This window comes from Sphingobacterium sp. HMA12 (assembly GCF_002933815.1).
In the GTDB taxonomy this organism is placed as follows: domain Bacteria; phylum Bacteroidota; class Bacteroidia; order Sphingobacteriales; family Sphingobacteriaceae; genus Sphingobacterium.
Map to the genome: position 1 here is coordinate 283,774 of NZ_BEYR01000004.1, position 13,133 is coordinate 296,906.

Annotated in this window: 12 protein-coding genes and 1 tRNA gene; 6 read left to right on the plus strand and 7 right to left on the minus strand. The window is 41.9% G+C overall.

The genetic code is table 11. The features are described 5' to 3' along the window. Position 1 precedes the first annotated feature (1 nt). On the plus strand, positions 2–1,336 hold the full coding sequence (locus HMAT_RS20305) for a RagB/SusD family nutrient uptake outer membrane protein (RefSeq protein ID WP_104384695.1): 1,335 nt from the start codon (positions 2–4) through the stop codon (positions 1,334–1,336). Between the two features lie 76 nt (positions 1,337–1,412). Here the strand turns inward: HMAT_RS20305 and HMAT_RS20310 are convergent, their stop codons facing one another. From HMAT_RS20310 to HMAT_RS20320, 3 genes are all read right to left on the minus strand, one after another. Continuing rightward, positions 1,413–1,754: a hypothetical protein gene (locus HMAT_RS20310; RefSeq protein ID WP_104384696.1), complete on the minus strand. Its 342-nt coding sequence runs from the start codon at positions 1,752–1,754 to the stop codon at positions 1,413–1,415. 140 nt (positions 1,755–1,894) lie between these two features. After that, positions 1,895–2,365: a MauE/DoxX family redox-associated membrane protein gene (locus HMAT_RS20315; protein WP_104384697.1), complete on the minus strand. Its 471-nt coding sequence runs from the start codon at positions 2,363–2,365 to the stop codon at positions 1,895–1,897. Between the two features lie 191 nt (positions 2,366–2,556). After that, entirely contained in the window at positions 2,557–3,513 is a 957-nt protein-coding gene (locus HMAT_RS20320) for a helix-turn-helix domain-containing protein (RefSeq protein ID WP_104384698.1), read from the minus strand. 446 nt (positions 3,514–3,959) lie between these two features. Here HMAT_RS20320 and HMAT_RS27100 point away from each other — a divergent pair, with 446 nt between their 5' ends. After that, positions 3,960–4,160, plus strand: coding sequence for a hypothetical protein (locus HMAT_RS27100; protein WP_158656029.1), 201 nt, complete (start codon positions 3,960–3,962; stop codon positions 4,158–4,160). 155 nt (positions 4,161–4,315) lie between these two features. On the opposite strand, the gene HMAT_RS20330 is transcribed toward HMAT_RS27100, so the two are convergent. Continuing rightward, positions 4,316–4,663 (minus strand): helix-hairpin-helix domain-containing protein, encoded by a 348-nt coding sequence (locus HMAT_RS20330; RefSeq protein ID WP_070561039.1) that lies wholly within the window; start codon positions 4,661–4,663, stop codon positions 4,316–4,318. A gap of 318 nt (positions 4,664–4,981) precedes the next feature. On the opposite strand from HMAT_RS20330, the gene HMAT_RS20335 reads away from it, so the two are divergent. Next, entirely contained in the window at positions 4,982–5,593 is a 612-nt protein-coding gene (locus HMAT_RS20335; protein WP_158656030.1) for a hypothetical protein, read from the plus strand. An 89-nt stretch (positions 5,594–5,682) separates the two neighbouring features. Here HMAT_RS20335 and HMAT_RS20340 read toward each other — a convergent pair whose 3' ends face one another. From HMAT_RS20340 to purD, 3 genes are all read right to left on the minus strand, one after another. After that, positions 5,683–6,993, minus strand: a complete 1,311-nt coding sequence (locus HMAT_RS20340) for a site-specific integrase (RefSeq protein ID WP_104384841.1) — start codon at positions 6,991–6,993, stop codon at positions 5,683–5,685. A gap of 312 nt (positions 6,994–7,305) precedes the next feature. Further along, positions 7,306–7,377: transfer RNA gene (locus HMAT_RS20345), tRNA-Glu, on the minus strand. Between the two features lie 89 nt (positions 7,378–7,466). After that, on the minus strand, positions 7,467–8,741 hold the full coding sequence (gene purD / locus HMAT_RS20350) for a phosphoribosylamine--glycine ligase (protein ID WP_104384701.1): 1,275 nt from the start codon (positions 8,739–8,741) through the stop codon (positions 7,467–7,469). A 195-nt stretch (positions 8,742–8,936) separates the two neighbouring features. Between purD and HMAT_RS20355 the strand changes: the two genes are divergently transcribed. From HMAT_RS20355 to HMAT_RS20365, 3 genes are read left to right on the plus strand one after another with little or no spacing between them, the layout of a single operon-like run. Next, positions 8,937–11,621, plus strand: coding sequence for a carboxypeptidase-like regulatory domain-containing protein (locus tag HMAT_RS20355; protein WP_104384702.1), 2,685 nt, complete (start codon positions 8,937–8,939; stop codon positions 11,619–11,621). 39 nt (positions 11,622–11,660) lie between these two features. Beyond that, a complete protein-coding gene (locus HMAT_RS20360; protein WP_104384703.1) occupies positions 11,661–12,434 on the plus strand; it encodes an enoyl-CoA hydratase/isomerase family protein in 774 nt (257 codons plus the stop codon). Positions 12,435–12,445: 11 nt separating this feature from the next. Then, on the plus strand, positions 12,446–13,129 hold the full coding sequence (locus HMAT_RS20365; protein WP_104384704.1) for a hypothetical protein: 684 nt from the start codon (positions 12,446–12,448) through the stop codon (positions 13,127–13,129). Positions 13,130–13,133 lie beyond the last annotated feature (4 nt).

Here is a 13,133-nt window from a genome sequence, read left to right on the forward strand (position 1 = left end):
TATGAAACAGATACTTTTTATATTCCCCTGCTGCTTTCTTTTTTTTGCCGGCTGTGGAAAGGATTTTCTGAATGAGAAAAGGGAGACCAATCAGGTTATACCAAGCAACATAAACGATTATCAGGCGATATTGGACAACAGTACCGTGATGAACAAACAGGCAGCATTCCGTCTGGTGTCCATCGGGTCTGATGAATATATTTATCCCGACGACGCATGGGAAACGCTGAGCCCAATATCCTATTTTTATTATAAAAACGGATACATCTGGGCCGATGATGTCTATGAAGGAAAACAGGTTGCAGACTGGAACAATGCTTATCAGGTGATTATGTATGCCAATCTCGCACTGGACATAAAGAAACTAAAACCTGATGCCCAAAACCTTGAGAGCTGGAAAAATATTCAGGGACAGGCGCTATTTCATCGTGCCTTTGCCTATTATCAACTGGCGCAGGCATTCTGCAGACCGTATGTCCCTGCAACAGCAAAGCTGGACAGGGCCATTCCATTACGTCTGGATTATGATGTAGCGGTCAGTCCGCAATACGGCAACCTTGAAGATATGTACGATAAAGTAATATCGGATCTGCTGGAAGCAGCCAGCCTGCTACCGGAAACAGCAGCTAATAATTATAGACCGTCGAGACTTTCATCGTACGCACTGCTGGCCAGAATTTTCAGGGAAATGGACCGTTGGGATCAGGCCCTTGAATATAGTGAAAAGATCCTTTCGGTAAAGAAAGACCTGCTTGACTATAACAAGATCAGCGGATCCCCTTCATATCCTTTTGACGCCATGAAAAAAGGAATGAAAAACAGCGAGATCCTTTTCTATTGCCAGTCCTTCGGAGCTCCCATTATGAGCAAGGGGATCGTCAGTGAAGATATCCTGAGGTCCTATGAACAAAATGATCTGAGAAAAGCCCTATTTTTTAAGAATGGGCGACGGTTTTATGGTTCCTATGCGGGAAGCATCTTCTTTAACGGACTGGCCCTGGATGAAGTTGTCCTGATCCGTGCTGAGGCCTATCTCAAAAAAGGCCTGCCCGAAAAAGCAAAAGATGACCTGGAGTTTCTACTGTCCCATCGGTATAGGAACGGCGATTTTGGCTCAATCGCCTCAGATGAAAATTCCCTTCGGGAGCGCATCGATGACGAACGGATAAAAGAACTTTATATGCGGGGAACCAGATGGTCGGACATCAGGAAACAGAACTTAACAGGTGACGATGGGATCACCCTGACACGTCAGGCAGGCGGAAAAACGTATTCACTGCTCCCTGATGATGCCCGATGGGTTTGGCAATGGCCGGACAGTGAGAAAAACTATTGATCAGAAATGATAGATGGCGGATAGCTATATCCGCCATCTAAAGGATCGGGCCCTGTGAAAAAATATGTTAATTTGCTTATTCCTCTTCTCTATAAACAGGTTCACCTACAAGGATCTTACCTTCTGTCTGTAGCTGGTAAGCATGGGCCAACGTATTGATCGGGCCGGTATAGGATTGTCTGTCGATAGGAACGGCACACATGTTACCTTCAGGCTCCTGACATTCAGTTCCGGGTGTTCCTCCGGGATAAGGACCGTCAATAACCTTGTTGGTATTGCCTGATCCATTATCGGAAACCTCAAACCATTGGAAAGTCAATCGCTTGCTTTCATGGTTTTTCCAGGAAACTGTCAGGGCCACAACTGATAGAAGTACCACTAATGCGCCAAAGTTCAAATTTTTAAATAATGATTTCATAACAAAAAATTTAATGGTTAGCATGCGCTGATTTCATCAGGCCCATTGCATGGCCTGCCCCATATACCATCCGAGGTCTTGGCCTGGGGATATTCCTTGATCTTGGCAGGGCAGACCTTCAACCTGCCTTATCGGCTGAGTTATGATAAGATGGTATCCTCCTTCCTGCCGAGATCGGAAACGACGTCTTTTTCCGTATGGCTTTTGTGGGCCGACACCCAATATATGATACCTATGGTAATAAATATGCTGTTCAGTGCAATATGCAGCCAGTGGTTGTTTGTCGGCCATATCCCAGCGCAGGCGCAGGGCGTATAACCGAGTACCCCCGAAACTCCAACCAAAAGATAGATAGTAAAAATAACAATCACGACCGTAGACAGCCTCAGGCCCAGTTTCGTTGTAGGTCTATATAGCAATATTAAGGTCAGGCCTATATACAAGGCCGGGAGTCCCCAAAGAAGCAGTTGCTCCATCCAGTAGGGAAATGACTGCAATGCCATTTCACTTTTGGTCGTATCCCAGCTACTGAGCTTGACAGCAGCTGTAACTCCCCAGAGCAGTAAAAAGCCGTATTGCGCGATAGTCTCTATTTTCTTTTTTGTTCTCATTTCCTTATTGTTTATATCGCTGTTCCCTATTCAGGGATAGCCGGTTACAAAACCTTTAATACAAAGTTCAGGTTTGGGTATAGCCTGAAAAAGGAAAAAACGGACAATTTTTGGAGACTTTTGATCAAAAATGTCCGTTTATTCCCTTTCTGGGTAACAAAAGAGATACAATAGAAAAGATCTACATGAGGTTATTTCTTTCCTCCATTTCGGTAGTAGCTACGATAGATACGTGAAAAGCTACCAAGATCCGTGTAGCCAACCAGGGAAAATACTTCTTTTTGGGTCAGTCCCTGTTCATCGATGAATTTTCGGGCCCTCTCCATTCTTAGCCTTACACAATAGTCATAGGGCGTAGTTCCAAATATGACCCTGAACTTTCTGCGAAAAGTTTTATCGCTCATCGGTAGATCCTGTAGCAGCGACTGGATATCAATTTCTGGATCTGTAAAATTTTTCATTATATATAATCCTGCCAGATAGATCCTGTCCAGTCCCGAGCTGACCAGCATTTCGTGGTAAGACTTCAAGACCATAGCAATCTTCTTGCGCATTTTGAGCTTGACGATCCCGATATTGGCATCATTGAAGTCCAGTATCTCGTCAAGTTCTTCTCCCAGCACATGATCAATCCTAAGGCGCGGAAGGATGCTGAACTGTCTATCGGAAAGCGCTATTTCACTTAACGCCTCCCATAGGACCCTATAGGGCCGGACAATACTTTCTGTCCATTTCGGATCAAATGAAATAATGAGAGCCTTTACTACAGACTCTTCTACAATTTCTCCTCGGTAGACTCCGGCCCTACTATGTGAGGGATAAAAACTGTTTTCGTTTGCCGTGGTAACTTCTGTACCATCTTCTGTTGAAAACCTGAGATCTCCCTGCATCGTAAATAAAAGGAACAGCCTGTCACGGTCCAACTGAAATCGAAGTCTGAAAGGTTCTTCTGTACGGATCTGTAAAAGCTCAATATGGTATTTTTTTAGGAGTAGCTTCTCACGGAGGACTTCTGCTTTCGGAAAAAAATACCTTAAGGACGAAGTTGCTGACTTCAAAGCATTTTCCGTCCAGTCAGCAGGACAGCTACCTAAATCAAGTACGGAAAGGGGCTCAGTGGGAAAAATAATATTAAAATGATCCGTCATAAACGCAAAAAAATAATTGTATACTGTTCTACTTGGACTACTTTAGGGGTACGAAATACATTAAATGTAGGGTGTTACATTTCACATTAGCAAATTTTTTCGACAAACAGAGGTCTGACCACTATAAGTTCTACGATTTCCTCGATATCTGACTTTTTCGTACAGCCTTTCTCCTGACCAGATAGCTGTCTGCCTCGTTTTCAGCAGCAAATTGGTTAGCTTTAAGAAGCGGTCAATACCTACGGTCAAAATAGGGAGCGATCTGGACATGCTAACGGGCAGAGAAATATTTTCGTAGTCTATTGCCTCAAAGGACCAAAATATAACCGAAGGGAATACTGAAAAACAAAACTTATTTCTATGGCGACCAATAAAAAATGCAGGGAAACCGGAAAGGTGATATTTGCTTCCTCGATAGAGGCCCGGCTCGTCATGCTCGACATTAAGTGGAACTACTTTTTCAAAAGGGACGAAACGAAACAGGCCGCCGCATCAAGCACAGGCAGGGACGGCCTGTACAGCGGCGTGCATATTACTGTACACATTGCGGGGGCTACCACCTGACCAAATGGAAAAAATCAAATTTTAACTCCATTACCGAGAAAAAATGGAGAAGGGATAAAGGGGAAGAAAATCCAGACCTATAAAAGCGTCGCCCCATACCATGATCCTTATATCCGATGGACTGTCCACTGAGGGGTATCCATAGTAAAACGGCCACCCTTTCGGGGCAGCCGCTTAAGGATTAGTTTATGGGATTTGTTTGAAAAACAATATCAAATTACACTTTTCGGAAGATCTTTCAAAATTCGATGGGCCATTTTCCAAGTTCCTTAACAAAGCCGGATATTTCTGAAAGGGATTTGTTTCCCAATCCGCCTATAGCAGCCAGATCCCCATACGAACAGGCCATCAGGTCCGCAACAGTTATTATTCCATTCTTGTGAAGGGCACTGACGGTCTTTCCGCTGAGCTCCTGCCGGAAATAAAAGAGGTCGCTTTCAAGGACCAACTCATGGATATACCTGTTATCTCCCAATAGCCGCTGCAATTTCAGGGAAAGGTTCCGAAGCGAGGTATAATCCATCTTGCGAAGATTGATCCTCGTTTTCACTCCTTCTAGATAAATATCAATTTCGAATTCTTTCATGGTTATTCGGGCTGTCCAGTTCTGTAATTATGGCTATCTATTCTGACCGTTGTCCAGTTCAAAAAAACAATATTCAAATTAGATAAACTCGGATAATAATTCAAAAATTATTCGACCAACTCCCATTTGACCATGCCCAAGCATTTAATACGCTCGATTAATTAAACTTGTAGGCCAAACCAACCACAAATTTTACCGACAAGAAGGCCTCATGATAAAGTTCTATATGCGGGCTATCACAGTCCGACACTTAAACCCTCATAGATTGTAAAATTAGATTTAAATTATTTATTTTAGCCACTCAAACCATAACAGGCCATGAAGAGAAACCGATTGATTATTTTATTCATTTTCCTCCTATTGTTTGTTTCCTGCAAGAAGGAGAATTCTGGACAGCACATGGCCAACAGCCTTAAAGGTAAATGGAAGTTAACCAGTTATGAAACGATCCTGTCCACCGGAGACAAAAATGAAAACAGTATTGCTCAGAATGAGCATCTTCCTTACGAATATCTGAGTTTTGATGGACCTGACAGTGCTTCCCTGCGCTTGACAACCCCTTACTTTGTCAGCTCTACCGCGAATGGTACTAATTGGAATCCATCAGGTGCAGATGTAAGTATTAAAGATGGGGGGATCCATATTGGAGAACCTATCTATTTCCGAAAATACTATTATCGTATCACAGCAAACCAACTTCTGCTAAAGGAAACTAATACATTTAACCCATCCGCTTGGGCAGAGAAATGGGGAACCTCCGCAACAGGAATTATTGATTCTCTTGCCGATTATTACCCAAAGCTCAGGACAGATATTGACTGGTGGGACATATTCCTCGATGGAAATTTATTAAAATTACAGCAGGAAATCAGCTATGGCGACAAGGATAGTTTTCGGTCCAAGGTGACAATGCTGTTTTCAAAAGAATAAACAAGTACAGCTGTTTCTTTATTAAGGGAGGATAACATATTTTTATTTTATTATAGAAGCGATACCTGATGTATCGCTTCACTTTGTGATTAAGCAATATTTCTTCCGTTATGGCCTGCTTTTATGAAAGTAAAAACCTGTGGAGTACATAGCTCAGCCATTTTAGCCTGATTTGCAGGTACCGGTTTATTCTCGATCTTTCTTTCCAGTCTGTCCATATCCACAGCAACTCTATTGTCCAAGAGTTTCGCATAATGCTGCGTAGTTTTGATGTCGGTATGCCCGAGCATCTTGGAAACAGTTTCGATAGGTACGCTATTGGCAAGTGTAACAGAGGTAGCGAACGTATGGCGTGATTTGTGAAATGTTAGCTCTTTGGTAATCTCGCATAAATCGGCAATTTCCTTCATATAGCTGTTCATTTTCTGATTACTAAGAACAGGTAATACCATATCTTTCGCTACGCAGGGCGGATAATCACGATATTTTTCAATAATTTCAAGTGCCTTTGGCAATAGAGGAATATTTGATGATGTTTCAGTCTTCTCTCTGCTCGTGAAGATCCAGAGTTTCCCGTCCACACCCTCTGCGATATCTATCCATTTTAATTTCTTTACATCAGCATAAGATAGACCTGTATAACAACAGAAGACAAAAATATCACGCACATGCGCAAGACGTGGTATTTTGAATTCCTTTTCTTCTATCCTACGAAGTTCAGCATCTGTTAGAAACTCCTTCTCTTTCGCCTTCGCTTTGATCTTGTAGAATGCAAATGGATCATCTGTGATCCAGCGGTGTGCAATACAGATCTTGATGATCTTGCGCAGGTGTTTCATGTACTTTGCAGCCGACACGGCTGAACAGCCCATTGTGGAACGCAGAAAAAACTCGTATCCTGTGACGAAAGCATGGTCAATCCTTCTTGTGTTGATATCCTGCGACCTGTATTCTTTTTCCAGGTACCCACCAACATGGGAAAAGGAGGTTTTATACCCTTTGAGCGTATTGGGCTTAAACCCATTGCCCAAAAGCGCTTCCATCTGGTTGTTGTGCTCCCTGAATACATCTAAGAAGTTTTTGCGTTTGATATCCTTTCCCTGAAACCGCAACTTAATGGACTCCGCTGTAATTTCTTCTCCTGCCGCCACCATAGCAGTATGGATCGCACTTACTTTAGTTACGAGTGTATCAAGGTAACTGTTCAGGGTCTTTACAGTTTCTGTTGTACCCTTTGCGCGGTTGGCTTTAGAATTCCATTTCGATGGCTCGCATTCACGTCCCGTGGAAGTTTCTTTTGGCATACCTCTGGTAGTAATCCGCATGTAGATTGGCTTGGGGCCAGTAACATAATTTTTGGGTTTCTTCAAGTAGAAGAGCAAGGAATAATTTGTACTCATGACAACATCATTTAAGTGAAACAAACCCTGTCCCGACTTTCGGAACAGGCTCTGCATCGCCATTGAAAAAACAATGAAAGCAGATGCAAAATTAGCCTTGCAACTAAAACGGATCAAGATGTTTGATTTTTAAACATATTGATTATTAAAATGTTATCACCATTTCAGTGAGTAAGCAAATGAGCGAAAATGACTCACTGAATGACTCACTTTTTTATTGGGAATTCGTGTAAGTTTTGTAGATACTGAAAAACAAAAAAGCCTGCAAATGTTTAATTTGCAAGCTTTTGTATGTTTTGACTTTTAGATGTGTAGCCCGTAGGGGAATCGAACCCCTGTTTCAAGAATGAAAATCTTGCGTCCTAACCCCTAGACGAACGGGCCTTTTTATGCAACTCCAAAAGTTTTGTTGTTTTTGGAGTTGCAAATATAGGCCTTAAAATCATTTATACAAAAATAATTTTAAATATTTTTTAGATGAGGTCAAAACCGATATCACGACGGAAATACTTTCCTTCAAAATAGATCCTTCCGGCATCAGCAGTAGCCTGTTGAAGCGCTTCAAAAAGCGAATCCTGTAATGTGGTTACCGCGATCACACGTCCGCCGGCAGTAACAACCTTGCCGTCCTGTTCCTTCGTTCCCGCCTGGAATACAATCGACTCCTTAACATTCTCTATATTCGCGATCTCCTTTCCAGATTCATACGCTCCTGGATAACCTCCTGCCACTAACATAACTGTAACCGCGGTCTTTGGAGAAACGGTATAAGAGCGTTGATCCAAATTCCCCTGTGCGACGCCTTCCAACAGATCCAACAGATCAGATTCGATACGAGGCAATACGGATTCAGTTTCAGGGTCTCCCATACGCACATTATATTCGATCACATAGGGTTCACCATCAACATTCATCAAACCGATGAAAATAAAACCTTTATAGGGAATACCATCTTTCTTCAGCCCCTCTACAGTTGGTTTGATGATACGTTCTTCCACTTTATTCAAAAATGTTTCGTCAGCAAAAGGTACAGGAGAAATAGAGCCCATTCCGCCTGTATTTAGACCTGTATCACCCTCTCCGATACGTTTGTAATCTTTTGCAGAAGGAAGTACCTTATAGGAGTTTCCATCCGTCAAGACAAATACCGAGAGTTCAATTCCTTTTAAAAATTCCTCCACCACAACGACGCGACTTGCCTCTCCGAATTTAGAGTCAGCAATCATTGCTTTCAATTCGGCTTTTGCTTCTTCGAGTGTTTCACAGATCAAAACACCTTTTCCCGCAGCTAATCCGTCAGCCTTAAGCACAATCGGTAACTTTTGGCTCTCCAGATAAACCAATCCTTCAGCAAGCGAGTCTGCATCAAAAGAACGAGAAGCGGCGGTAGGCACGCCATGGCGATCCATAAATTGTTTCGAAAAATCTTTTGAACCTTCTAATTGGGCACCTTCTTGCTGTGGGCCTATGACAGGAATATTTTTTAAATCTGTCCGGTTCAAAAAATAATCATGAATACCTTTCACCAAAGGTTCTTCTGGTCCCACCAACACCATTTGTATCGCATTTTCCAAAACAAAGGATGCGATAGCTTCAAAATCAGTAACTTTAATATTTACATTTTGTCCATATGCTCCTGTACCAGCGTTTCCTGGAGCAATAAACAATTGATCTAAACGTGGACTTTTCGATAGTTTATAGGCGAAGGCGGATTCACGACCTCCTGAACCGATTATTAGGATATTCATAGCACAAAGATATTTTTTTTATGCTAATTTTCAGACATAAGATCATTCAAAAACGGATTTTATATTTATTTTCCAACTCAAAAGCGCCCCCATCCCTGTAATAGGAATTGCCGGATCTCTTTCATGCGATAATATTTTGATTTATAAGTTGATTAAAGGAAAAATATTTTCTAATTTTCAAGAAACATTAGTCATATGTATGCTCGCTTATTGTTGTTAATCAATTGCCTTCTGCTTCCCTTTCTGGCTTCCGCTCAAATTGATCAGACCATACAGAAATTGGAGACCTATCACGAAAGTCATGTTACGGAGAAAATTTATCTACACTTGGACAAAAATGACTATTCAGCGGGTGAAAATATCTGGTTCAAACTATATTGTACCACGGCGCCATTTAATTACTTGAGCAATATCAGCAAGATTGCGAATATCGAATTGATCTCGCCGACAAATAGCATCATCAAAAGCATTAAAATCCCTCTCACATTGGGCCTTGGCATCGGTGATTTGAGCCTATCGGACACACTCGTGGAAGGATCATACCGTATCAGAGCTTACACCCGCTGGATGGAAAACGATTCCGTCTCCAACTTCTATGAGCGGATTGTACCGGTTACCAATGGTCGGGCAGACAATGTCATTACTGAAAGTACTCTCCTTCAAAATGGAACTGAAAACCTCTTCCAGATCAACTTAAAGACAATTCAGGGCGCGCCACTAATAAACAGCAGCGTGAGCTATACCCTCCAACAGGACGGCCTAAAAGAAAAGAAGGGGCGCTTAAAATCCAATGAAAATGGAACGATAGCTCTTGAGCTCAAAGATAATTTTAGGGGCGGAACATTATCCTTACAATTTTTATCATCAGATAAAAGACGGGTATTAAAGAATTTTACAATTCCAGATCCCAACCTACAGAACAGTATCCAGATTTTCCCTGAAAGTGGTGAGCTCGTAAACAATATTTTGAGCAAAACCGGGGTTAAAGTACTTACACCCGCCGGACTGGGCCTGAAGTCCAAAATCAAAATCGGAGAGGAAAACCAGGCTCCCATCATCGAATTTGAGACGAATGACCTCGGCATGGGCAGTATGCCGCTTATTTTAAGCACAGGAAAAAAATATATTGCCACGGCGGTATTCCCGGACGGGAATTCGGTGAGCAGCCCTCTGCCTCCGGTAGCTGCCTCAGGCTATGTACTCACTGTCAACTCAGGTTTAAAAGATAAAATCGCCGCGCAATTATCGGCGACAGATGACCTCGTAACAGGTAAAGAAGTCTACCTCATTGCACAATACAATGGACTTGTTTTACATGCTGTTAAACAAAAGTTAAACGGGCCGGAAATATTATTCAACATTCCCAAACAAGACCTTTCTTCGGGAGTAATCCAATTATCAGTACTGAATGAACAGCTGGTTCCGATCATCGAAAGGCTCGTATTTAGTTACAATGCGCCAAAAACAATGTTGCCAATAACCTTACAATTGAACAAGCCAACATTTACAACACGGGATCAGGTAATCGCAAATCTTTCGGTTAAGGAAGGTAGCAGTGATACCTCAAAAATAGCGGCACTCTCCGCCTCGGTGATCAACCTCAGTAAAGTCGATTCTGCTACAGCGCAATATTATTCTTCAATTGTCTCCGAGCTCCTCTTAAAATCCGATCTCAGGGGCTTTATAGAACGTCCAAATTATTACTTTGAAGATCTCAACAATATCAAGTTCAATGAGCTTGACAACCTTATGCTGATCCAGGGCTGGCGTAAGCTAGATTGGAAAAATTACCTTAATACGACGAATAATGCGTACCTTCCGGAGAAGGGTCTCACGGTCTCGGGTACTGTTAAAAAAACCGGAAGAAAGGCAGTAGTTCCGAATGCAAAAGTTACTTTAGTCCCCACGAGCAATATGATGCTAAGTATAGATACGCTGACAGATAGTGATGGTAGATTTTCTTTTGATAACCTATTTTTTGCGGATAGTATCAAGTTTATTGTCACCGGAAATGGTCAAAAAGAGAAGAATAGAGTCGATATACTTGTTGACAATGCGTCCTCTCCCCCAGTCAGAGAAAGTAAAGACAAACCACTGGTGCTGAATGACATCAACACCAAGCTAATCAACCAGCTTAAAGACAATCAGCAATTCCTGTCCGAACTTGAAGCTGCCGGTATTATTCAAAAAAGCATCAAACTGGAAGAAGTTCAGGTCAACAGGGTCAGAGTCAATAAAGCAGATAAAAATTCAAGAAACCTCAATGGCCCAGGCAATGCTGATCAGGTGCTTACGGCCGAGGATCTGTCTACCTGTGCGACCCTGGAGCAATGCCTTGCGGGGAGACTAGTGGGAGTTATTTTCCGAAATGGAGTCCCTTACAGTACCCGATCGGTGGGATTAAATGGCGGCAGCCCCATGCAGGTAGTGCTAGACGGCATGTATATTGAGCCTGACCAGATTAGTATGATCAACGTCCCGGATATCGCGAGCATCGAAGTGCTGAGAAGCGCTGGAAACACCGCTATTTATGGAATGTACGGCGGCAACGGTGTATTGGTTATCACCAGTAAATCTGGCGATGCGATGTTATCCGCCTATACGCCAACAGGAATAATAACCATTTTACCCAAAGGTCTGCATGTGAATCGCAACTTTTACAAGCCACAATATAATAGCACACAGAAACAAGAGCTTAATCGTGATCTGAGAACAACAATCGCCTGGGAACCAAATCTGGTAACAACTAAAAACGGAGAAGCCAAATTTGATTTCTATACTTCGGATGAACCCGGAACCTATAAAATCACGATTGAAGGAATTGACATGGAGGGAAAAATTGCACACCTGGAATATTTAATGGAAGTAAAGCCACAATAGCAAGCCGAACAAACCGTTATACATTTAAATAAACTCATTATGGAGCATATCAAAACCCAAGTAGAAGACCATATTTTAAGCATTTTTCTGGATCGAGGAAAGTCAAACGCCATAGATACGCTATTACTGAAAGAGCTAATAGAGACGTTGGAGATAAATCGGGAAAACGACGCCGTTCACGGTGTGATTCTTATTGGTAAGGAGAACTTTTTCAGTGCGGGGCTTGATCTCATCACCTTATTTGGCTATAATGAGGATCAAATCAGGGAATTTTGGAATCTTTTTTTGGAGGCAACCTCGCTCTTGGCATCATTTCCAAAACCAATCGCAGCGGCCATATCCGGTCATAGTCCTGCCGGAGGCTGCGTATTTGCCCTATGCTGCGACTATAGGATCATGGCCGAGGGTAATTTCGTCATCGGGCTCAATGAAATACCGGTGGGGCTCATTGTACCGGAAAGTATCTTTCAACTGTATGCTTTCTGGATTGGAAGACACAACGCGTATCAAAATCTGCTTGAGGGAAAACTCTTAACTCCAGATGAGGCAAAATCGCAAGGTTTGGTAGATGATGTCGTTCCGGCAAACATGCTTTTTAATACCGCAGCAAAGAAAATAAAACAGATCACACAGTTTAATCAAAAGACCTGGCAGACCTCCAAACTGAACTTCAGAAAAGAAATAATTCTTAAATTGCGCGAGAATAGAGAAGAAACTATTCAGGAAATCCTTGTGCAATGGTGGCTGCCATCAACAAGGTCAATATTAAAGTCGATCATAGATAACTTGACTTCAAAAAATAGTACTAAATAAATAAAAACAACATGAGAAATCTCTTTTTCTTTGTTCTGATCTGTATCTCGATAGGTATATTCTCCTGTAGAAACAATAAAAAGGAAGACAAGGCCGTAAAAATTGCCCAAGATTCTATCCCCTTAGATACGATAAGCAAACCCGACACACTCGAAAAGGAAGTCAAAAAAGAGGATACAGAAACATTAGAACAAGTTTTGGAAAAAATAGCCAAAGCGTATACCGATCAAGACAGCAAAACAATCAATAGTTATATACATCCCAAATTAGGGATCTATATCATCTATCGTCCCGGGGCATTGGATTCGTATGTACATCAAAATAATTTCAACTTTTCCAAACCGGTGCCAGAGTATCATTCGTATGAAAAACTGAGTTACAAAGGACCTTTAAAAACTGGAAAACTTCCCGTTTTTGACTGCGGCACAATGAAATGGGATAAGCTCGGTTTTTTTTATGACAAGAAATCCCGCCCGAATGAACTGTCACAAACAGCCAAGTTTATGAATGAGATTTTAGACGCAAAAATTACGGGTAACGAATTACAACGATTAAGAAATATAGAAGTCAGGAGTTACCGCGCGATAATGACCTCCAATGAAAGCGAAGAACCATTTGTTTTTCACGTTACAAAAGAAGGGGAAAAATGGTACATTACAGTCATTGATCGTGCATATGCGGGTTGCGATGCCTAAAAGA